At 59.1% G+C, this 22,259-nt stretch carries 20 protein-coding genes and 1 tRNA gene; 12 read left to right on the forward strand and 9 right to left on the reverse strand.

Going from position 1 to position 22,259, the window contains the following annotated elements:
- Nucleotides 1-127: 127 nt before the first annotated feature.
- Genes ABIQ96_RS26770 through ABIQ96_RS26780 form a run of 3 tightly spaced genes read right to left on the reverse strand, consistent with a single transcriptional unit; the run spans nt 128 to nt 7,551 of the window.
- Nucleotides 128-805, reverse strand: coding sequence for a response regulator transcription factor (locus ABIQ96_RS26770; protein ID WP_348217736.1), 678 nt, complete (start codon nt 803-805; stop codon nt 128-130).
- Between the two features lie 10 nt (nt 806-815).
- The gene (locus ABIQ96_RS26775) at nt 816-3,632 is read right to left on the reverse strand and encodes a two-component regulator propeller domain-containing protein (protein WP_348217737.1); all 2,817 of its coding nucleotides are present in this window, start codon (nt 3,630-3,632) and stop codon (nt 816-818) included.
- Nucleotide 3,633: 1 nt separating this feature from the next.
- Nucleotides 3,634-7,551: a LamG-like jellyroll fold domain-containing protein gene (locus ABIQ96_RS26780; protein WP_348217738.1), complete on the reverse strand. Its 3,918-nt coding sequence runs from the start codon at nt 7,549-7,551 to the stop codon at nt 3,634-3,636.
- A 393-nt stretch (nt 7,552-7,944) separates the two neighbouring features.
- On the opposite strand from ABIQ96_RS26780, the gene ABIQ96_RS26785 reads away from it, so the two are divergent.
- Nucleotides 7,945-10,137, forward strand: a complete 2,193-nt coding sequence (locus tag ABIQ96_RS26785) for a TIM-barrel domain-containing protein (RefSeq protein WP_348217739.1) — start codon at nt 7,945-7,947, stop codon at nt 10,135-10,137.
- A gap of 25 nt (nt 10,138-10,162) precedes the next feature.
- Here ABIQ96_RS26785 and ABIQ96_RS26790 read toward each other — a convergent pair whose 3' ends face one another.
- The 3 genes from ABIQ96_RS26790 to ABIQ96_RS26800 all read right to left on the reverse strand — a co-directional run bounded on the left by ABIQ96_RS26790 (nt 10,163) and on the right by ABIQ96_RS26800 (nt 10,969).
- On the reverse strand, nt 10,163-10,618 hold the full coding sequence (locus ABIQ96_RS26790) for a nucleoside 2-deoxyribosyltransferase domain-containing protein (RefSeq protein WP_348217740.1): 456 nt from the start codon (nt 10,616-10,618) through the stop codon (nt 10,163-10,165).
- A 4-nt stretch (nt 10,619-10,622) separates the two neighbouring features.
- The gene (locus tag ABIQ96_RS26795; protein WP_348217741.1) at nt 10,623-10,838 is read right to left on the reverse strand and encodes a hypothetical protein; all 216 of its coding nucleotides are present in this window, start codon (nt 10,836-10,838) and stop codon (nt 10,623-10,625) included.
- 60 nt (nt 10,839-10,898) lie between these two features.
- Nucleotides 10,899-10,969, reverse strand: a tRNA-Gln gene (locus ABIQ96_RS26800).
- A 224-nt stretch (nt 10,970-11,193) separates the two neighbouring features.
- Here ABIQ96_RS26800 and ABIQ96_RS26805 point away from each other — a divergent pair.
- The 6 genes from ABIQ96_RS26805 (at nt 11,194) to ABIQ96_RS26830 (ending at nt 16,597) form a co-directional block, all read left to right on the forward strand.
- Complete coding sequence (locus ABIQ96_RS26805) at nt 11,194-12,831, forward strand: NAD+ synthase (protein WP_348217742.1); 1,638 nt, start codon at nt 11,194-11,196, stop codon at nt 12,829-12,831.
- A gap of 60 nt (nt 12,832-12,891) precedes the next feature.
- Entirely contained in the window at nt 12,892-14,952 is a 2,061-nt protein-coding gene (locus tag ABIQ96_RS26810) for a right-handed parallel beta-helix repeat-containing protein (RefSeq protein ID WP_348217743.1), read from the forward strand.
- Nucleotides 14,953-14,963: 11 nt separating this feature from the next.
- Complete coding sequence (locus ABIQ96_RS26815; RefSeq protein ID WP_348217744.1) at nt 14,964-15,503, forward strand: hypothetical protein; 540 nt, start codon at nt 14,964-14,966, stop codon at nt 15,501-15,503.
- A gap of 154 nt (nt 15,504-15,657) precedes the next feature.
- A complete protein-coding gene (locus tag ABIQ96_RS26820; RefSeq protein WP_348217745.1) occupies nt 15,658-15,945 on the forward strand; it encodes a hypothetical protein in 288 nt (95 codons plus the stop codon).
- Between the two features lie 14 nt (nt 15,946-15,959).
- Nucleotides 15,960-16,292: a hypothetical protein gene (locus ABIQ96_RS26825; protein WP_348217746.1), complete on the forward strand. Its 333-nt coding sequence runs from the start codon at nt 15,960-15,962 to the stop codon at nt 16,290-16,292.
- Nucleotides 16,293-16,294: 2 nt separating this feature from the next.
- Complete coding sequence (locus ABIQ96_RS26830; RefSeq protein ID WP_348217747.1) at nt 16,295-16,597, forward strand: hypothetical protein; 303 nt, start codon at nt 16,295-16,297, stop codon at nt 16,595-16,597.
- 12 nt (nt 16,598-16,609) lie between these two features.
- Here the strand turns inward: ABIQ96_RS26830 and ABIQ96_RS26835 are convergent, their stop codons facing one another.
- A complete protein-coding gene (locus tag ABIQ96_RS26835) occupies nt 16,610-16,963 on the reverse strand; it encodes a cupin domain-containing protein (protein WP_348217748.1) in 354 nt (117 codons plus the stop codon).
- A gap of 157 nt (nt 16,964-17,120) precedes the next feature.
- Between ABIQ96_RS26835 and ABIQ96_RS26840 the strand changes: the two genes are divergently transcribed.
- Nucleotides 17,121-18,149 (forward strand): DUF3500 domain-containing protein, encoded by a 1,029-nt coding sequence (locus ABIQ96_RS26840; RefSeq protein ID WP_348217749.1) that lies wholly within the window; start codon nt 17,121-17,123, stop codon nt 18,147-18,149.
- Nucleotides 18,146-18,817: a hypothetical protein gene (locus ABIQ96_RS26845; RefSeq protein ID WP_348217750.1), complete on the forward strand. Its 672-nt coding sequence runs from the start codon at nt 18,146-18,148 to the stop codon at nt 18,815-18,817. The genes ABIQ96_RS26840 and ABIQ96_RS26845 overlap by 4 nt, the downstream gene beginning before the upstream one ends.
- A 44-nt stretch (nt 18,818-18,861) precedes the next feature.
- Here ABIQ96_RS26845 and ABIQ96_RS26850 read toward each other — a convergent pair whose 3' ends face one another.
- Nucleotides 18,862-19,206, reverse strand: a complete 345-nt coding sequence (locus tag ABIQ96_RS26850; protein ID WP_348217751.1) for a hypothetical protein — start codon at nt 19,204-19,206, stop codon at nt 18,862-18,864.
- Between the two features lie 402 nt (nt 19,207-19,608).
- Nucleotides 19,609-20,070, reverse strand: coding sequence for a hypothetical protein (locus ABIQ96_RS26855; RefSeq protein WP_348217752.1), 462 nt, complete (start codon nt 20,068-20,070; stop codon nt 19,609-19,611).
- Nucleotides 20,071-20,115: 45 nt separating this feature from the next.
- Between ABIQ96_RS26855 and ABIQ96_RS26860 the strand changes: the two genes are divergently transcribed.
- The 3 genes from ABIQ96_RS26860 to aroB all read left to right on the forward strand — a co-directional run bounded on the left by ABIQ96_RS26860 (nt 20,116) and on the right by aroB (nt 22,248).
- Complete coding sequence (locus ABIQ96_RS26860) at nt 20,116-20,475, forward strand: hypothetical protein (RefSeq protein ID WP_348217753.1); 360 nt, start codon at nt 20,116-20,118, stop codon at nt 20,473-20,475.
- A 234-nt stretch (nt 20,476-20,709) separates the two neighbouring features.
- A complete protein-coding gene (locus tag ABIQ96_RS26865; protein WP_348217754.1) occupies nt 20,710-21,081 on the forward strand; it encodes an STAS/SEC14 domain-containing protein in 372 nt (123 codons plus the stop codon).
- An 87-nt stretch (nt 21,082-21,168) separates the two neighbouring features.
- Nucleotides 21,169-22,248: a 3-dehydroquinate synthase gene (gene aroB / locus ABIQ96_RS26870; protein WP_348217755.1), complete on the forward strand. Its 1,080-nt coding sequence runs from the start codon at nt 21,169-21,171 to the stop codon at nt 22,246-22,248.
- Nucleotides 22,249-22,259 lie beyond the last annotated feature (11 nt).

Genomic DNA, 22,259 nt, shown 5'->3' on the forward strand with positions numbered 1-22,259 from the left:
GACAACCAATCAAAGACTGGCCCAAGACAAAAATCGCCAGCTCAAGACCCCTCCTGAAAACCATCATCTTCACGAATCCTTAAAGGCATTGCCCTAAAGGGTTAAACTACGTACAAAGACACCGCCCTCAAGGGAACACGTTCCGCGAGCGGACGGAGTCGAGGTATTTCACGGCGGCTTCGGTGCGGGAGCGAACGTGGAGTTTTTCGTAGATGTTCTTCAGGTGCCCGCGGACGGTCTCGGTGCTGATGCCCAGGCGGTCGGCGATTTCCTTGTTAGCCAGGCCTTCGGCGATGAGTTTTGCAACGGCGGTCTCGCGCTGGGAGAGCACGACAGTTTCGGTTTCAGCTCCGGCTTTCGCCGCATTCTGATGGAAGGCTTCGACAACGCGGCGGGCGATCTCGGCACTCATCGGAGCACCACCGGCATAGACGTCCATGATGGCCTGACGGACATCGGCGGCACGCGAACGCTTGATCAGATAGCCGCAGGCACCGGCCTTGAGGGCGTCGAAAATTTTCTCATGCTCACGGTGGACGGTGACAATGATGACGAGAATCTCCGGCAGGTGGCGCTTGAGTAATGCGGTGGCCTCGATGCCTGACATGCCGGGCAGGTTGATGTCCATCAGCACGATGGCCGGGCGGAACGCGTCGATTTTCTTCAACCCTTCCTCCGCGGTTCCCCAGACGCCGATGCAGCGGGCGTTGGGAATGGATTCAACCACCCTCTGGAGGCTCTCGCCGAGGGCCTGATTGTCCTCGATGATCGCGACTTCGATGGGCTTTTGCGGGTCGGAAGTCATGGAGCGAAAATTACGTGGGTTGGGATTCAGGCGCAAGCACGGGAACAAGGAAACGCACCCGTGTGCCTCCCTCGTCGCGGCAGGTGATGCTGGATTCGCCGCCGCAGGCCTGCATGCGGACCTTGAAATTCGTCAGGCCGTGGCCGCGCGAAAGGGCGTAATCGTCGATGCCCTTGCCGTCGTCCTCGACCTTGATTTCAAGGATATTGTTGTTGGAAATGGAGACATGCAGCCAGGCGGATTTAGCCTCGGAGTGTTTGACGATGTTGTTGAACGCCTCGCGGACGGCGAGGAAGACCGAGTGACGGACGGTGGCGTCCAGCGGCAGGTCCGGCATGCCGGTGGCGATGTTCATGCGCAGGGTGATGCCGGCGCGGTCGAGGAACTCGGTGGCGAAGCTGGCAAGGTAATCCAGCAGCGAGGCCAGCGTGTCCTCGCGCGGATTCACCGCCCAAACGATTTCATCCAGCGTGAGGCCGAGCATGCGGGCCTTGCTCGAAAGCTCGTCGAGCTGTTTCTGATAGGCGCTGCCTTCGGCCTGCTCCGCCCCGAGATCGGCGAGGAGGGCAATTTCCGTTAGCGACGCACCGAGTTCGTCGTGAAGATCGCGGGCGATGCGCGCGCGCTCGAGCTCGCGGGTGTTGCGGACCTTCAACATGGCGATGCGGCGCTTGAGCCGGCTGCGAGCGATGAGCCAGCCGATTCCACCGGCGACCAGGATGACAATGACGGTAGCTTGGGTGAAGAACCAGGCGGTCTCCCAGAAATGCGGGTTGATCACGACATCAACCGTGGCGGGCGCGGGACTCAGAAGACCGTCGCCATTGATCGCCACCACTTCAAACCGGTATTTCCCGGGCGGCACCGACTCGAAAGTAGCCTGCCGCTGCGTTCCGACATCGCGCCAGCCTTCCTCAAGCCCGACAAGACGGGTCCGGTAATTGACCTTTTCCGGCGCGCTGAAATTGATGCCGTGGTAGCGGAACTCCAACCGCGAGCGGCCGGGGCCGAACTCCAATTTTTTCCCCGAAACGGCCCGTTCGACTCCATCCGCCGTGACGGTGCGCAGATAGACCGGCGGCGGCGTGCGGTTGACCATGGTGCGCGAGGGATCCAGCCTAACAACTCCCAAACTGGTGGGAAACCAAATCGCGCCGTCGTTGAAACGCCAGCCCGCCGGATGATGCCCGCCAACACACTCGCGGGTGGGCAAACCGTCGGAGCGGTCCATCCGCAACCAGTGGATCGGCTTGTCCGGATCCTTCGCGCGGGCGAGCAGATCCTCGCGGCTTGCCCGGAGAATCCCCCCGGTGGAGCCGAACCAGAGGTGGCCCAACCGATCATCGACAACCTGGGTGAGGCGAAGGTCGGGAAGGCCCTGGCGGAGATCGAAGTGATGCCACTTTTCCCCATCATAAAGGAAAAGTCCGGCCCCCATGGTGGTGACCCACACCTGATTCGCGGCACTAACGAGAATGCCGGAGACACGGCTGTAGAAAAGTTCGCCGGACGTGGCGATGGTCTCCAACCGCCCGTCGGTCTCCTTCAGGACAACTCCCTGGGCCGTCCCTAACCAAAGTTCGTCGTCGGCGCCGCCGCTCATCACGGTGACCTCTCCGCCGGGGAAACCCGCCTCGGCTTTCACTTCAGTGACGCGTCGTCCCATGGAACGCGAGAGACCGAGCTGGCCGCCGAACCACAGCGTGCCCCGGCCGTCGTGATAGATCGCGTTGACCTTCGTCGGGCCGGCACCTGCGGAAAAATGCTCGGAGAACCCCGAATCCTTCCAACGGAAAACCGGACCATCGGTGGAAGCCGCCCAAAGCCGTCCATCACGGTCCTCATACAAGGCGGAAACCTGTCCCACTCCCGGCTCTGTTCCGAGGTCGTAATGATCGATGACTCCGGTGACGATCCGGTCCACCCCGCCGCGGCGGTTTCCCAGCCAGACCTGATTGCTGGTGTCCTCGATGACGGCGAGGACGGCTCCCTCGCTGAGGCCGGCGGCGGCATTCACCACCTCCACGCGGTCTTCGCGGAAAAGACCGAGGCCGTTCAGGGCGGTGGCCACCCAGATGTTTCCCTCGCGGTCTTCCAACATCTCCGTGACGTGATAGTCGGGACTCACCCGCTGCATGGAAATGACGCGCTTGAAACCTTCCGGCGAAGTGACCGTTAGAACGCCGGCGGAAGAAACCGACCAGACCGAACCACTGCGATCCACCAAGTCTCCGGGAAGTCCATCCACACCGATACGGCCTTTCCTACCACGCTCGATCATCTCCGAGTCGAGAAGCGCGGTGACCTCCGGTGACGGATTGTCCAGGCGGGTAATCCGCTGGTCGCGATACTGCCAGATCTCGGAGCCCCGGCGGACCAGGACTCCTCCGGCGGGAAAATCGACGACCTGGCTGACAGGCGCGGTGGCTGTATCCTGCCAGATCACCACGGGCTTGTCGCCGGTGATGCGTAGCAAGCCGCCCTGCGAACTCGAAAACCAGACGACGCCATCGGAGGTGGAGAACAACCGGTTGTCACCCGAATGCGGATAAGGAAAATCGTCAATCTGGTCGATGCGCTGGAATTCGACCCCGTCGAAACGGGCGATACATTCCGCGGTGGCGATCCATAAATGTCCGTCGGCCGCCTGCACGATCGAGCGGACAAGATTCACCGGCAGCCCGTCCTCGGACTGCCAGTTCCTGAACGAATACTGGCCCTGGGCGGAGCTAACAGGAGCGGAAAACAAACCGAGAAGCAGGAGAATCGCGAGGCAGCAAAGTCCACGAACCATCAAAACAGGGCTCGTGATCGGGGCTGATTTCAAGTCACTCTCCATTGGATTCGGCTGCGGTGGCAACCAGGGCGATCTGGTTCTGACCGTTGTAGCGGTAGTCGAGGACGTAACCCGTGGGGAGCGGTTCCTCCAGAGAAAACTTGCCATGAAGCGTTCCATAGCTGGCGATCAAATGAACCGGGCTGTGCATCTTCGCGGCATCGGCTTTCACCACCAGATGTGCGCCGTCGAGATCGAGTTTGCCGCTGACATCAAGCCTGCCGGTGGCGACGGACGTGATTTCAAGAACCAGTGAGCCGTGCACCGTCGCATCGCCTCGCACTTCGAGCACGGATCCCGGGTCTGCGGCGATCGTGGTGCCCGAAGCCATGTTGAGAGAGCCGGCGATCAAGCCGCCACCTCCGAACGAAGCTCCGTCCGCCACCTCAATGGCTCCTTCCAGACGATTTTCGATCCGCAGTCCGCCCTGTTTGACCGAAGTCGTTCCGAGATAGCTGTTAGCACCGCGCAAGGTGAGGGTTCCGTCACCGGTCTTGACGAGTCCGCCGCTGGTATTCGCGGCGAGCACGGGCGTTCCCAAGACGACCCCGGAGCCGATGCCGCCACCCAAAACATCGACAGTGGGAGCTGATAGATATTCGGTGCCCGGATGGGTCACGAGAATGTTTGCAACCACTCCGTCAACGAGTTCAGCGAGGGCCGTCGCACCATTGCCGCCACCGCCGTTGATCTGGATGACGGGAGGAGCAAGGTAGCCCTTGCCACCGGCGACGACGGGGATTGAAACCACGCCGTTGCCACGCGGGGCGAGCAAAGGCAGGCCGATCCCCACATCGAAGCCATTGGTATCGATATGCGCTCCCCCCTTGCGGATGCGGACGAAATCGATGCCATGAATGAAGTCACGATTGGAGTCCCCTGCTTTGAGGATTCCGCCGTCGAGGTTCAGGCGGCCAACGGCTTCCATCTGGTTGTATTGCTCGATGCCCGAAGTGACCAGGGTTCCTCCTTCGAGCAGGTTGACCGTGCCTTCACCGGGTTTTTCGATGGTCCCGGCTCCGATGATCATTCGGTTGGTACAAATCACCAGCCCACGGTCGCGGATATTCAGCGTTCCGATCCCGTCCTCGCCAACCAGCAACAATGTTTCCGGGGAGGTCGTGGAAACGCTGCCTGATTTCACATCCAATACCCCCACTCCGGGATGGAAGCGATCCCCTTCGAATCTTCCAATCCCCAGGAAACCGTTGACCCTAACATCACCTCCATCGACTTCCATGATTCCGGCTCCGTAGGCTCCGATCTGAAGATTCCATTCGTCGTTGAACGTTCCACCAGTAATGCGCCATGCCCCCCAAGCGCCGGCAGTGCCGTCAGTGGCACCGCCAATGCGGGAATCGAGCATCCCCACTTTTTTTAAATCGCCACCGGTCTGGATCAGCACGCCGGAGGTGCCCGCATTCTTGCCGATGAATAACTCCTTGCAGGTGGCCGAACCGCCGCTCATGTACATCGTGCTTTGTCCGCGGCCGACGTCTCCGATGTTGAGATGACCCGCGCCGGTGATCAGGACTTCCGCGGAATCCTGAAGCGTCAGGGTGCCTCCGTCGCCGCCGATGCCGATGGAAATCCATTCCCGGACCCGGGTCTTGCTATGGCCGCGCAGGGTCAGATGACCGTCGGCCCGGATGGCGGAGGGACCGTCGATGAGTCCCTCGCTGGTGACGCCGCCCGATCCATCGTGCAGTTCGAGAATACCGGTGTTCGTCACCAGCGCCTTGTCAGTTAGAAGAAGATTCCCACGCCCTTGGAAATGGAGGCCGCCGCTGCCACCGTAATTTCCACTGGTCACGATATCGTCGCTGCGGTTGAGGATCAACCGGCCGGGATCGATGATCGTGAAACGCGACGCGCCAATCGCTCCCGTGTCCGAGGCATCTCCGAGAAAAAGAGATCCTGCGACCACGTTCACCTCGCCGGTGTGCGCGGCACCATCACCAGTTAGAACCACCGGACCGCCGCCGCTTTTGATAAAGTTGCCCTTGCCGCTAACCGGACCTTCGAGAATCAGCGGACTGGACGACTGGTTGGCGATCTCCGTCTCCGTGCGGAGGATGATCGGCGCGTTGACGACATTGCCGATGCTGCCGGGGAGCTGGGTGATCGATGCGGGAATCCCGCTGCCGGAATCCATGGTGATCGATCCGTTTTTCTCCGCTTGAAGCGTGAAGGAACCGCTCCTGCCACGGCTTCCGATGTTGAGCGAGCCGAGCGTGACGGCGGACTCCAGCGAGACCACCTGATCGCCTGATAGAGCGCTGGCGAGAGTGGCCACGCTGCCTGGGCCGTTGGGATGTGGTCCGCCCCCGCCCGAGCTCCAATGATTCGAGCCGCCGGTGTTGGCGAAAGAAAAAGTCCCCGGCTCCTCGGGTGTCCAGTTCATGGCGACCGCGTTGCCACCGACATTGAGTTTGCCCGGGCCGGCCAGAAAATTGCCGTAAATTTCGCTCTCGCCGAGGGTGTGATTGTAAACCCGGAACTCCAGATACTTGCCGCGGAAATTGCTGTCCGAAGAGAATTCCGAACGACCGAGCCAGACATTGACGTCGTTCAGCGGCGTCGGTCCCTTGGTATCGGGGATGACCTCCATGAGGATGCCGTTGCGATACCAGTGCCATTCCTTCAGATCCTTGTCGTAGGTGATGACCTGTTGGAAAACGACGCCGTAGTCCGAATCCGGATACTCCGCGGGAAAGCGATCCGCTCCTCCGTTCGAATAGCTCCCGTTAGACCTGGCGAAGAGATTGACGTGCGCCGCACCGACGTTGCCGAACAAGGTCAGCGTCTCGCTGCCGGTAAATGTTCCGCCGGGACCGGTGATATCCCCCACCTTGTTGGTGCCGATGGACAGGATGCGGCACCAATTCTGTACGGCTGTTTGTGATTCCCAGAACTCGATGCTCAGGTTTTCCCGCGAGGACACCAAGCCGTTAGGTAGATCCACGTAAGCCGCGGTTTGCGAGGAGCCGCCCGGCAGTTCGATCGCGTTGCCGGTAAACGCGGCACCCGCCCCGCGGATCACCGCGACCAGACCACCGATGCTGTCGGTAACCTTGGTGCCGTCGGGAGCCGGAGCGGCGGCGGCATTGAATGAAAACCGGTGCATCGGCGATTGCAAAAGCGACTTCCCCGCGATGCCGGGAAAAGCGGAGCGCTCGCTTTCGAAATTGTTTTTCACCTGCGACGCCGACAACGCCCCCGAGTGGATCCTTACCCGGGCGAGAGCTCCGGAAAAATGGGTGAATTGCCCTTCCAATTTCAAATCACCGGTGATCTCCGCACCGATATGGATGGGCAGCATGTCATGGGCGTCGAGCAGACCCGCGGATCGCGCGTTGTCGAGTTTCCCGTCCACATAAACGGTCTGCACGCCGCCGTCGTAGGTGTAGGCAAGGTGGTGCCAGATGCCGGGAGCGGGGATGGTGATAAATCCCGACTCCGCCGATCCCCAGCGAGCGATGGCTCCGAAATCCGGATCGGACCCGTAGCGAAATCCCGCGAAGGTCCGGTCGGGGCCCTGCCGTTTTCCCCACGAAACGACGGATTCCTGTTCCCTGACATTTCCTTGGAAAACCCAGATTTCGACGCTGTGTTTCGCGCCGGGGGCATGCAGCGCCGCGGTTGTGATCGGGCCGACGAAATAGTCGCCGTCCCCGTCGAAAACCACCGCATCCGAGCCTCCCACCATCTGCCGCGTGGGAGAGCCTTTGGGGACAAAATCCCCGGTAATTCCGGTATCTGCGGAGTGCTGCTGCCATTTTCCGCCGCCCCCCTTGAAGTCTTTGGCATCGAGCTCGATCAACAGGCTGCCTGCCACTTCCAAACTCCTCGCTATCGCTGGCCGGCACAAAAGTGCCGCCACCAACAGATATCGGAGAATGGATTTCAAACGGGGATACATCGAACCAACTTCATGACTAACCGACAGGACCACGATGCTTCGGCTCCTGTGCGGTCTTGTCAAGATTTGCACCCTCCGTGTATCCCCAAGGTTTTCCTAAGAATAACACCAAGGCAGGGCGGAATCGAACCCCCAAACGGGTTGATCCGCCCCCCATTTGGGGCGGTCAATGACAGGGATGTTGAATCACTATCTAGGCCGGGAGCAATGAATCTGTCGGATGGTTTGCGGATTTCCCTATTGCTTCACGACGGAAATTCGGAGTTTCGTGGAGGACGGCCACCTGCTTGAAATGACGGGCGATTGGACATACCGAGCATCCCAACCTCTCATAAAAAGCGTCATTGCGGTCCAACTGCCAGCCTCCATGCCACCGGAAAAATGAAACTGATCAAATTCCCATTACTTTTACTAGCGATCACTTGCACAAATTTGGCAGCCATCGAACTGCGACATGCAGGAACTCCGGTGAAACTGACTCTCGAGAAACTATCCGACCGCACGTTTGAAGTCCGCTTGCAACGGACGGACTCGAACGATTTCAACCTGCCTTTTGATGCAGCACTTCCCGGTTCGCGCGAAGTTCTGTGGCAGGGAACGTCGCTCGATCAGGCCGCAAATATTCCCTTCGGCTCCTATCAGATCCACCTCTCGTCCGAACCGCTGGCGCTTGAGGTCCGCGATGCCAGCAAGAAAGTGATCCAGTCGTTTCAATGGCAACCCGAGGGCAAGACCTTCACTTTCCACGCGGATGCTCCGGTCTTCGGACTTGGCGGCGGAGGTCCGGGTTTCGATCGACGGGGCGCGGTTTTCCCGATGAAAGACGGCTGGGGCGGCTACAAGCGTGAATCCCACGGCAGCCGCGTCGCAGTGCCCTATCTGATTTCCCCGGCAGGATGGTCGTTGTTTTTCAATCACCTTCCGGGACAAATGGGTGAGTTCGATTTAAGGAATCCAATTGCGGGATACCGCCCGGACGCCGCCCAGGACGCCTTGCCGTTTGATCTGTTCGTTTCCCTATCGGAAGACCCCGCGTTGCTTGCGGTGGAACGCGGAAAAATCGAGGGCAACGCGCCGCTGCCGCCGAAATGGGCGCTCGGCTACATGCAATCGCATCGCACGCTGGCGGGCCCGGACGAAGTGATGTCGGTGGCGAAAACTTTCCGCGATCATCATCTGCCTTGCGATGCCCTGATCTATCTAGGCACCGGTTATTGCCCGGCAGGATGGAACAAGGGCCACGGCTCGCTCGATTTCAACCCGAAGATATTCCCCAAGCCCGCAGAGATGATGAAGGACCTCCACGATCTCGATTTCAAGGTCGTCCTCCACGCGAACCGCGTGCCGGAAAAACTCCACGGCGACACGCTCACTCCGGACGGCGGCGACTCCATCGGCAGTTATTGGGAATCCCACCTGCCGGCCTTCGCGACGGGAGCCGACGCATGGTGGCCGGACGATGGCGACGAACTATCAGCCGCCTCCCGAGTCGCACGTCACCGGTTGTATGAGCTTGGTCCGCTGCGCGAAAGATCCAACGAACGTCCTTGGTCACTCCACCGCACCGGTTACCTCGGCGTTCAGAAATACGGTGGCTGGATGTGGTCCGGCGATCCCGACAGCACATGGGACACGTTGCGCGCCCAAGTCACGGTCGGCCTGAATCATTCCGTTAGCCTGACTCCGTTCTGGGGCAGCGATACCGGCGGATTCATTCCATCGAAAGAACTGACCTCGGAGCTATACGTCCGCTGGTTCGAGTTTTCCTGTTTCACCCCGTCGTTCCGCTCGCATGGCCGCAGCTGGCATCTTCACCTGCCGTGGGGCTGGAACACGGGCGAGTTCGGGCCTTTGGAAGTCGATGCGAATTTCACCGGGCTTCCCGCCTTGGAGGACACGCGCAATCCCGGCATCGAGCCGATTTGCAAAAAGTATCTGGAACTCCGCTATCAGCTCCTCACTTACAACTACACGCTCGCCCGAGAAACCAGCGAACGCGGCATCCCGATGATGCGTCCGCTGTGGATGCACGCTCCGGATGAACCGGAAACCATGAAACACGGCGACGAGTTCTTCTGGGGGAAAGACCTATTGGTCGCTCCCGTTCTGGAAAAGGGCGCGACCCGCCGCACGCTCTATCTGCCGAAGGGCAAGTGGTATGATTTTTGGACAGGCCTGCCGGTCGAAGGGGGACGCGAAATCACCCGCCCCGCCGATCTGGCCACGCTTCCGCTTTATGTGCGTGCGGGTGCGGTGCTACCCATCGATCCTGTCCGTCAATTCACCTCGCAGGCCACCGATGAGCCGCTCGCTCTCCGAATCTATCCGGGCGCAGACGGCGGCACCGAAATCTATCAGGACGACGGAACATCAATGGATTTCAGCAAGGGACTATCCCTAACCACACAGATGACATGGCGGGATGGACCACACATGCTCCATCTGAAATCCGGAAAAAAATCCGACTACGTTCCGGCGTGGCCGAAACGGATCCGTGTGGAATCCGCGAACGGTCAGGAAGTGCGGACCATTCCGTGGGATGGTTCAAAACTCGATATCCCGTTGGAACATTAAACCCACAGGGTCTGAAGCGGCAGTATCAAGAAGCGTCGGATCTCAATCGTGTTAGAGTCGCCAGCAGTTCCACTTCATCACCGGCGATTTCATCCAGCGCCTCGCGAATCATCGGATTCAGGCGCGAGCCAATGAATGCCGCCCGCTGATCGGTTTGAAGGCCGACGAGATGCTTTCCCGCACCGGAAGATTTCTGCTCGAAAGCGATCCCGAGTTCGACGCACGCGCCTTCGTCCGGCACTCGACCGTCGAGGATAAAAAGGAACACGTCACAACGGCGGATTTCGCGCACGTCCATGGCAAACATTTCCCGCCTCCGATCGTCCGGAGCCATCTGACTCCAAGGCGGCTTGCTGGATTCCACACCATCGCGTTGCGGCAGAAACACGGAGTAGCCGAGATCTTCGATTCGCAATGCCAACTGCGCATTGAAAGCCCGCTCCGCCTGACAGAACAAGGGCGCGGCGAAATAGAGGTTCATCGCATCACTCCGTCACCTCGTCCTTGTCCTTCTTCACCGGGACGACCAAGGTCATGTGCTTGAGCAGGCGGCAGAATTCCTTTTTCTTGAAAACCTCTTGAGTCCCCTCGCCCTTCGGATCGCCCTTGGTGGTTTTGAATTCCACTTCGTAGCGGTCCAGACGAACGATGCGGATGAATTGATCTCCTTTTTGGTAGATCTGGTCCTGGAAAAGTCTCATGGCGCAGGCTGGGGAGAATCGCGGGGCCTGACAAGCTGACTTCCACCAAGAACGGAAAAGTAGCCTCACTAGGGCTCGAACCTAGAATAACGGAATCAAAATCCGGGGTGTTACCATTACACTATGAGGCTGTTTGCAGCGGCCTTCCGGCCTGCGGCGGGCGGAACCTAATCCGACCCGCTTGGGTTTGGCAACAGGGAAAATCAATCAATGTGACGAGATTTTCCAGCTAGGGAAACATCGGCCATGGCTCGGATCGGATCGCTCCGGGCCGGAGATCCCGCGCCGATCTTCGCGCGGAAAGTCGATTTTTCCTTTTGCCCCGCCCCGTGGCGGGTGTTCCCTGCACGTGTCCATGAACATCGGCATCGCTCAAATCAATTCCGTGATCGGGGATTTCCCCGGCAATGTGAAACGCCTGCTCGCCGCTTATCGCGAATGCCAGGAGGCGGGAGCGGACCTGGTGGTGACGCCGGAGCTTTCCCTCGTAGGCTACCCGCCGCGGGACTTGGTTTTCAAATCCCAGTTCGTCCCGAAGTGCCTGCAAGCGCTGGATTATCTCGCCGGTGAAGTGCGTGAAATCCCGCTGCTCGTCGGGTATGTGGACCACCATCACCCCGCGCATCCGGGGAAGCCATTCCGCAATGCCGCGGCCTGGCTGGAGAACGGGAAAATCCGGCACCGCGTGTGGAAAACGCTGCTGCCTACCTACGATGTCTTCGACGAGCGCCGCTATTTCGAACCGAGTGAATCCAGCGAGCCGATCTTGTGGAACGGCCACCGCATCGGCGTGACGATATGCGAGGACATCTGGACGGAAAATTACCTCCAGCGCCCGTTTTACGACCGTGATCCGGTGGAGGAACTCGCGGCCAAGGGCATCGACCTGCTGCTGAATCTCAGCGCCTCGCCCTTCCACCTCGGCAAGCCGCTGCTGCGCCGCGCGATGATTGGCGGGATCGCCCGCAAGGCGAAGGTTCCAGTCGTCTATTGCAACGCGATCGGCGCGAACGACCAGCTCGTTTTCGACGGACATTCACTAGTTGCCACCGCCAGCGGCCGCATCGCCCGGCAGTTCCCCGGCTTCACGGAAACCTGCCGCGTCGTCGATCCATTTGCCACGGTGGAAAACGATGTTCCGCTCGATAGCGGCGATTCGGAACAACTCTACAACGCGCTCGTTCTCGGCGTCCGCGACTACGTGACGAAGTGCGGATTCTCCAGCGTCTGCCTCGGCCTCAGCGGCGGAATCGACTCCGCGCTAACAGCCGTCATCGCCGCCGACGCGCTCGGCCCGGAAAACGTCCGCGGACTCACGATGCCCAGCGCGTATTCGTCACGGGGCAGCGTGGAGGATTCGTTCGCCCTCGCCAAAAACATCGGCATCCGCTGCGACGAGGTTCCTATCAAAAATGCCTTCGAAGCGATCAAGGCGACGATGCAGCCTGTGTTTGATGGCAAGCCGGAAGACGTCACCGAGGAAAACATGCAGGCCCGGATCCGCGGATTGATGCTGATGGCGCTTTCTAACAAAGAAAACCACTTGTTGCTCACCACCGGCAACAAGAGCGAACTGGCCGTCGGCTACTGCACGATCTACGGCGACATGTGCGGCGGTCTGGCGGTGATTTCCGACCTGCCGAAAGTCCGCGTTTACGAAGTCTCGCGCTGGATCAACCGCGAACGGGAAATCATCCCGTGGAACACCATCGACAAACCGCCGAGTGCCGAACTTCGCCCGGATCAGAAAGATCAGGACACGCTGCCGCCTTATGAAATCCTCGACGGCATTCTCGAACTCTACGTGGAGAACCAATTGTCCGCCGACGAAATCATTTCCCGTGGCTTCGAGGAAACGACCGTCCGCTGGGTGCAGCGCCGCGTGGATTTGAACGAGTGGAAGCGCCACCAGGCCGCGCCGGGATTGCGCGTGACATCGAAAGCATTCGGCATCGGCAGGCGTATGCCCATCGTCCAGAGGTTTGTCGGTTGAAATCCATACGACTTGCAGGTCTTGTAAGACCAACCGACCTTTTTGGAATCTCTCGCACCCATGACGCCGATCGACGCCCGTAAAATCCTCGGACTCAGTCCCACCGAAGATCCGCGTCCTTTCCTCGCGGAGTTCAGGAACGCCCGCGAGCACATCGCCGCGATGGTGAAGAGCGCGCCGAACGAGACCCTGGCGGGGCGCTATCAGAAAGGCCTCAACGAGTTCGACGAAGCGCTGGCGGTGATTCAGGAAGAAATCAGCCCGGGCGAAAAAACCTCTCCGCCACCAGCGATCACCGAGGAAAAAGTTATTCCTCCGCCGGCGAAAACCGTGGTGCTCGGTACCGTCCCGCCACCGTCCAAACCGGCCACCGTCATCGAATCCGAAGTGACCGAAGAGGAAGGAGAAAATTCTCCGAGCCGTGCGCTTTCCTTCATCGTTTGGTTTTTCGTCATCTTCATCGGTGCCGCCGGAGGAGCATGGCTCTATGTGAAAAACGAACAATTCAAGGAAGAGCAGCGGACCATCCGCGTCGTTTTCCTGGAACGCCAGGGCTCGATTTTCATCGAGAACCGCCGTTGGCAGGAGGCGGCGGACATGTTCAAGGAAATCGAAACGCTCACACCGGGATCCGAAATCGCCCGCCGTGGCCGCCGCAGCATCGAAGCCGGCATGGTCGATGAGCAAACCCAGTTCCTCGGCTACTGGAACGGACAAGCCACCGCGGAACTCGAAGCCGGACGACTCGATGAAGCCGACGCCGCTGCCCGCAAGGTCCTCGCTCGGTTTCCCGCGGACAAGGAAGCCACCGGTCTGCTGGAGCGCATCGCCACCGCACGAGTCACTCAATCTCAGGACGCAGCCCTCGCCGCTGCTCGCGATGCCCTCAACCAGCGGAAGTGGGAACTCGCCATTTCCACCTCTCGGAAAATCCTCGCGGCCTCGCCCGATGATCCGGATGCGAAGTCCATTCTCGCCGACGCCACCGCCGCCATGTCGAAGGCTGCCGCCAACAAGGAGAAAGCCGCCGGGCTTTTGAAAATGGCGAGCGCCCGCGATCAGGGGCAGTTCGACCAGCAGGCACTCGACTGGATCCGCGAGGCAAGTTCGCTGGCTCCCGACGACAAGGAAATCGCATCGTTGTTAGAGAAGCTTTCCGGCTACACCCGCACGCTGCGCGTGCCCGGTGATTTCTCCACGCCGGAAGAAGCCTTGGCAAATGCCCGCGACCGCGACCGCATCGTCCTCGGGGCGGAAACGTGGAAAGGACCGCTCGTCATCAACGCCGCCGTCGAGTTGCAGGGTGCCGGTTCGGGCAATACAAAAATCGAATGCCCGCCCGACAGTGGCAGCGCCATCACCATCGGACCGGACGCGAAGGGTGCGCGGGTCAGTGGCATTTCGTTCCGCCACAATGCGTTCGCGGTCGGAACGGACCGGTTCTCCGCAGCACTCGTTAGAGGCGGCAAGGCGGCTTTCGTCGATTGTAATTTCACCGAAGCAAGCGGCCACGGACTCGCCGTCATCGAAGGCGGGCAGGCAACCATCAGTCACTGCCATTTCTCCAACAACGGCTGGGACGGGATCGCCGCCATCGGCAACGGCAGCACCCTCGAGGTCCGTGATTCCGAATCGCTCGACAATTTCGAACACGGCATCGAGTCGTGGGACGGCGCGGCCGTGATTCTCGTCAACAACCGCTGCGAGGGTAACAGCCGCAATGGCATCCATGCCGACAACGGTCTCGCCTCCGCCACCATCGAGGGCAACCAACTCATCGCCAACCGCGAGTTCGGCATCGTGCTCGACAGCGCCGCGGCCGGCAAGGTTTCCGGAAACACCGCCCGCGCAAATTTGTTAGGCGGCATCGTGATCCGCGCGGCGGCGAAGGTCGTCAGCGTTGCCACCAATGAGGCCACGCTCAACAAAGGTCCCGGGCTCATTTTGGAAAAAGGTCTGGTTCCTGCTTCCTATGCTTCCAATTCCGTGTCGAAAAACACCGGAGAGCAAATCCTAACCGGTGTCAATCTTTCGTCCCACGACGATAGCACTCCCGCCCCTGGCGAAAAAATCCCCCGCGCCACCATCATCGTCGAACCGGCGCCCGACAAGAAGAGGTAGCTTCTAAAACGTTGAAAAAGCCATGCCCGGTGAAGCCAGCCATTCCATTGCTATTTTTGTTAGCCACCCGCGTGGTTGGAATGACCGCGGAAGCTCCCATCGATCCAAGCGATGATTTCGCACCCGGAATGTTATTCATCCTTCTGGCCGCCCTTTGCATCGCGCTGATTCTGATCGGAGTCGGTATCGTCGTCGCCGGGATTATCGCGGCCTCGGTTGCTGTTCTGGCGGGACTCGGTATTGTCTCTTCGGCGGTTCTCATCGGTATGTTGCGACGCCGTTTCTCGTCCGGTTTGAGGGCTATGCATTACCAGTTCTGCACCGTCGTCGCCATCCCCGCCGGCATCGGAATTCTCTGGCTCGGCTCCTATCTCACCCATTCCGAACTCAGCCCCCGGGAGACTCTAACGATTGGATCCCTCGCCGGTGCCTGCGGAGGTCTGGCTTTTGCATTCCTCTTCGATCTAGTGATAAGTGCGGTTTACCGGAGGTTCGCCGCTCCCGTGATCGCAGCCAATTCCGGAAGCGTGAATTCCCATCAGGAACCATAACCGCCGGATCTGCACGATTCCGCGCAGAGGTGGAATGCAAAATGCCTTTTCGGCTATCCGCGTTCAAGCCAAGGGCCTCCGTTTTTCAACGATCCGCGGGCATGGTCGATTTGGAACGCTATATGCGAAAGGGATACGCAACCCTTCCAAAACCATGCCATTTCCATCAGTCCAAGAACTACCCGTGTCCGGATATCCGGAAGCGGGGTCCAATCCGCCTTCCGCCCACGAGGATCTCACCATCGCGGAAATTCTCGAAACGATGCGAGTGAACGACGAACATCGCCCGGGCGAGCAGTGTTTCCTCGGTGAACGGGACCAGCGGCGTTGGATCTCAGATACCGAACTCCTGGAGTTCGTCAAAGACCACGGGGCTGAACATCCTTCGAATTATCTCGAAGCCCACGGAATCGATTGGAAGGAAAATTTCTTCAATAACTAACAACCATTACACCCATGTCAAACGACACCCCATCCCACAAAACCGAGGAAATCGGCGACAACTTCACCGCCATGCTCAAGCCGGTTGAAGATTCCGCATCCACAGCCTGTGAATGCATCCGCAAAGAAGCCGAAAAAATGATGTCTTGCGCCAGCGACAAGATCCGCAGCAATCCACTGCCCGCGGTTGCCGGAGCATTCGCGTTCGGCATCGCCGTCGGTTGTCTAATTATTTCCGGCCGGAATTCGTCAGCCCACGATTTCGACCTCCGGGAACCCCTCGCCGATGCGAGTGATACGCTTTCCAACTCGCTCCGTGCCGTTTATGAAAACCTCAAATTCTGGTAACCATGACACCCATCCCATCCGGCCTAGCAGAGCCACCCACCGTCGAACAGGGCGTAGCCGCGCTCATCGAAGACGTGAAACACAAGGTTCACAGCAGCTATGAAAGCTGCGAAGACCGCGTCCGTAGATCGCCGGGAAAAGCGATCCTCGTCGCAGCAGCCGCAGGCTACTGTCTGCACCGGCTTCCGGTGAGATCGCTGTTGGTAACACAAGTCCGCCTGATGGCGGCGCTCGCGCCGCCGGCTCTCTTCGCCTTCGGTGCGGCGAAGCTATGCGAATTCCTTCAGAACGAGGCGAGGCGTTAGGGGCTGCCATTTTCACGCGAAATAGGTGTCATCGTGCGCATACGGCGGCGCGCAGCAGCAGAGAAATTGCAGCGATTCAATTGCCTTGATCTGATGCCAAGCACCCGCCGGAATGAGGATCGCATCGCCCGTGGCGACCTCGCGGTCGACACCGTCGATTTCCATCAGCCCGCGTCCAGCCAGGAGGTAATAGAATTCCTCGCTGAATTTGTGATAGTGCCGTTCCGTTTCGTCACCGGCGGGGATCGTCGCCTCGGCAAGACTTTGGTTCGCGACCGGAGCGTTAGACAAATCCAACAGGCTGCGGATTGTCGATCCGTCCTTGGTCGTGAACGGCACCTGCTCGGAGTATTTTCGGACTTCCATACCGCGAGGGAAGCACCGAAGCCAGCGAAGATCAACCGGGGAGATCGCATCGCTAAATGACGAGAAGAAAAGATCGAAGCGATCTCGCAGTTAACGACATGACGGGTTCGCGCAACTTTGCCAGCCGACGGCGGTTGGTGAAGGATTCCCAATCCTCATGAGCAAAAAAATCCTCCTGGCATTAACGATCGCCTGCTGCGGCCTATCCTCCGGACCTCACGCCATCGCCAAGGCCGCACCAGCCTCCAGCAATGCCACCGGAGAAATTTCCGCCGCTTCTCAAAAATTCCTCGCGACCCTTGATGATGGCCAGCGCGGCAAGGTTGTCTTCGATTTCAAGGACGAGGCGCAACGCAAGCGCTGGTCGAATTTGCCCTCGGGCATTTTCAAACGCGCCGGTCTTCGAATGGGCGATCTCACGCAACCGCAGCGCGACGCGGTCATGACGATCCTTAAGGCGGCCTTGAGCCCGCGGGGTTACGAAAAGGTGATGCAGATCGTCGAGGGCGACGAGGTGCTGAAGAAAGCCGAAGGCGGGAAACTGATTTTCGGGAAGGATGAATATTACGTCTCATTCCTCGGCCAGCCTTCCGCTACCGATCCGTGGATGATCCAGTTCGGCGGACATCACCTTGCGCTCAACATCACACTGGTCGGCGACCAGGGCACACTCGCACCAAGCCACACTGCCGCGCAGCCGGCGACTTATGAAATCGAAGGCAAGACCGTGCGCCCTTTGGGTGACGAGACGGACAAGGCGTTCGCCCTGATCGGTTCGCTGGACGATGCGCAGCGCAAGCTGGCCATCCTTGGCGTCGAGATGCACGACCTCGTGTTAGGTCCGGGACGCGACGGACAAACCATCCAGCCGGAAGGAATCAAAGCCTCCGCCCTAACGGACAAGCAGCGCGAGATGCTGCTGGACCTCGCATCCGAATGGACCGGCATCCAGAACGAAGCGGTCGCGAAAGCGAAAATGGATGAAATGAAAAAGAACATCGGCGAAACATGGTTCGCCTGGAGCGGCCCGACCGAAAAAGGAAGCGCCGCCTATTTCCGCATCCAAGGGCCGACGGTCGTCATCGAATACGCACCGCAGCGGATGGGCGGCGACCCGACCAACCACATCCACACGATTTACCGCGATCCAACCAACGACTACGGTACGAAATGGTGGAAGCCATGAAGCTATCCCTCCGCCACCTTCCGCTGCTTCCACTCGCGTGGTTGGGATTTCTCGCCTTCCCATCCGTCGCTTCCGCCCACCGGCTCGACGAGTATCTGCAAGCGACGCTTGTGGACATCGAGCCTCCTAACATCCGCTTGCAAATCAACCTCACTCCCGGCGTGGCGGTTGCCGGGCAGGTGCTCGATCAAATCGATATCGACCACGACGGCGTGATTTCCGCGAGCGAGACAACAGCCTACGCGGATACGCTAAAACACGACCTCACCGTTCGACTGGACCAGCGTGAGTTGGAATTAAAAACCACCGCCTCCGAGTTTCCCCCGCCAGAAGAACTGCACACCGGCATGGGAATCATCTCGATGGAGTTTTCCATTTCACCCGGTTCTCTCGCCGCAGGTGCGCATCGCCTGACATTTGAAAACCGACATCTGCCGGCGGCCAGCGTGTATCTCTTCAACGCGGCGCTACCGAAATCCAAACCGGTTGAAATCATCCGCCAGAAGCGGAATAGAAATCAAAGCACGGGAGAAATCGAATTCACCTATCAGCCGCCGCCGGCAATTTCATCGAAAGCCCTCGGAATCGTCGCATCGGTCACAGGATTGCTGCTCGCCATGGGGGCATCCCGGTGGCGGACTGCGGAAACTTCACGGCGACGTGCTTGATCGCTAACTATTTTTCCCGACCGAAACACGCAGGCGGATCGGTATCAGCCATACGAAATGTTCCGATCCCCGCCCGATCCTGCCAGCAACTTCATGCGTGACAGCAATACGAGCACGAAGCTCTTGGTATCATTTCTGAGCATTTTCAGTGGCTCTGGATGATCCTCCAGCTTTTCGCCGGCCATTTCGATCACCTGGTGCGCAAGTTCCTTCATCTCCTTGGCTGATAGCGGGCGGGCCACGGGAACCGGATGATATGGAAACGGCGGCGACGATTCGCAATCCCACATCACATAGGATGCCTGGCTGACCGCGAATGGCGGAGAAAGATTCGCACCCTTTCCCTTGACCGTTCGCCCCTGCCACGCACCACGTTTTTTCGTCGCCATGTTATAAGAACAAAATGGTTTCCGCCCACCGCTCATACCAGGCAGCCACAGGAATGCCTGATCGGCCGGGAATAAAGGGTGGGCGGAAGTGCCGGCTTCGGGGGGACAAACGGGAACATTCACACTCATTTTCGGGGGGATTTCACTGGGGCTTTCCTCTCGCCGGTTTTTAACGGGGGGCCGATCGAGAGCTTCGACCATGACCTCAAACGACTTCAACCGCAATTGGTGAAATGCGGAACGAGTTATAGGTGAATTCCCGAGAGACTCGCGGCCGCCGGATTCGGCCGGATCGGATGCAGTCCCCGAGAAGAGGATGAAAATCTAGCGAAGGGCGGATTCCCCGGCTGTCGGTAAAGCGCATCCAAGCCGAAACAGTCAGTGGGAGGAGCGCGATGCGATTCAACCATCGAAAGCGTAGCTCGGCGATTCTGCCGGGGAATCGATGGATCGCCGCCCGACGGATGTGCGCTGCCTGTTCAATCCCACCCGGTGGGAACTCAACCCCAAAGCCTCCCGTCGCGGGCCAAACGAGGAATGATCAATCAAGCGGTCGTCCCACTGTCGGGCCTCGGCATGTTTCGCTTGTTCCGCTTTTTGACGGCTTTCAAGCCGATTGTTGAACTCGGAATACGCAGGAAGAAAGAACGTATCGTTCAGTTCCTTCAACAACACCAAGAAACACAGCGCCCCCATCGTGAAAAATCCGGCAGCGATGGCCCATCCTCCGGAAACTTCCGCTCCGAACAGGAATCGCAAAACGGTGCCAATAATGATGATCCATGCCAGAACCGCTACGGGCACAAGCAATAAGGGACTGAAATGACGAGGGGGGGTAGTCACGCCAGCTTTAATATCAATCATTTTGCCGCCATCCAACAATTCTTTGCTACGCGATCGCGTAATGCGGTGACATTCCGAATCTACAGCTACACTCCTTCTCCAGCTTATGTCATCACCTTTGATAATATCGAGGTCTTCGGAGTCGCCTCGACTCCCAAGCCCCCCGCCGTCACTCTCCTCACTCCCCAGAAGATCACCACCGACAAAAAGGAAGTATTGCTCAGCGGATACGCCTACTCCGGCGTCGGCCTCGATAAGGTCGAATACAAGTTCAACGGTCATCCGGTCAGGGTTGCCATCGGCACCTACAAGTGGCATTTCACCGTCCATGCCCCAAAAGGCACCAGCAAAGGAACAGTGACCGCTACCGACATCTACGGAAACCTCTCCAAACCCAGGAAATTCACCATTGTCAGGACCAAATGATTCCCGGTTGGAATCCCTATTTTTCTCCCAGGCCGTCCGCATCCCGGACGGCCTTTTTCTTCTCCATACCACACTCCATTCGACAAACCAAATGGTGAGCCGCAAGGAAAAACATACGCCGCCTATTTCAGAAATTTTATTGCCAAACTCTTTTGCAACACGGCACTGACGGACATATCTTCCCTCGTCCCCTAACATGCCGGATCGCCGGCCGAATTCCAACCATGCAGGACCATGCTGACTTATCAAATACTCGAAGACGACAACATCGTGATCATTGAGCCAATGGGGCCGCTTTCGGAGGAGGATTTCCGGGACCTCACGGTAGCCGTGGACGCGTTTCTGGAACGCAAGAAAACGCTGAAAGGAATCCTCGTCCACGCGGAGAAGTTTCCGGGATGGGAGGATTTTGCCGGATTTGTCAGTCACCTGCGGTTTGTGCGGGATCACCATCAGAAAATAGCGAAAATCGCTGTTGCGAGCGACAGCCTGCTGGCGGATATCGCTCCGAAACTGGCCGGTCATTTCGTAAACGCGGAGGTAAAAGGATTCGGCTACGGAGATAAGGAAGCGGCGCTGGATTGGTTGCGAACTCCCTTGGGATGAGCGCCACTCGCAGTCCTCGGCTCCTTGGTGCCGCTGCGGATAGGACTCCGGGATGGACATGGCGGCGGCATCTTTCATGCTCCCCGCATGCCATCCGTCCATGTCGATCTCGCCGAACGCGCCTACAATGTACTCGTCGAACCGGGCCTGCTCGGCGACGCGGGTGAAACCCTGAAAAAGGCCGGAATCAGTGGCCTGCGGGCTGCGATCATCAGCGATGAGACGGTGGCACGCTTCCACTCGGGCGGGCTGATGGAATCGCTGAAAGCCGCCGGTTTCCGCCCGACGCTCCACACGGTAAAGGCGGGCGAGGCGTCGAAATCCATGAGCCAGACGGAAACGCTTTGCCGCGAAATGATCCGCGCGGGCCATGATCGTAAATCAATGGTCGTCGCGCTCGGCGGCGGCGTGGTAGGCGATCTGGCAGGATTCGTGGCCTCGATTTTCTATCGGGGAATTCCTTTCGTGCAGGTGCCGACGACCATCGTCGCGCAGGTCGATTCCTCGGTCGGCGGTAAGACTGGCGTAAATGTTGGGGAAGGAAAAAATTTGCTCGGAGCCTTCCACCAACCACGTCTCGTCATCGTCGATCCGGACACATTGGGAACCCTGCCGGACCGCGAATATCACGAAGGCTTCGCCGAGGCCATCAAACACGCCGCCATCCGCGATGCGGAAATGCTCGATGAACTCGCCGCGCTCGATCCAGCAACCCGCGATGTCCCCGCCGAGTTAATCGCACGGAACATCGCCATCAAGGCCCGCGTCGTGGAAGCCGACGAGCATGAGACCAAAGACATCCGGGCGTTGTTGAATTTCGGCCACACCATCGGCCACGGCATCGAGGCCTCGGTTCCCTACGGCGAGATGCTGCATGGCGAGGCGATTTCCCTCGGCATCCGTGCGGCACTTTTCCTATCAGAACGCCACGCGGGCCTCGCGCCGGAAGACAGCGCGAAAGTGATCGCTCTGTTGGAGAAGTTTCATCTGCCGCTGGTGCTCTCTCCGGAAATCGCGACGGAGACAGTGATGGAGAAACTCGCGCGGGATAAGAAGTTCTCTTCCGGAGCCATCCGCTTCGTCGTGCTCGACGCCTTGGGCAGCGCGAAGGTGATCAACACGGTCACCGCGGAGGACCTGCGCGAGGCGATCGAGTATTTAAGATAAATGTGTCCCGG

The organism is Luteolibacter sp., from assembly GCF_039920825.1.
Taxonomy (GTDB): Bacteria; Verrucomicrobiota; Verrucomicrobiia; order Verrucomicrobiales; family Akkermansiaceae; genus Luteolibacter.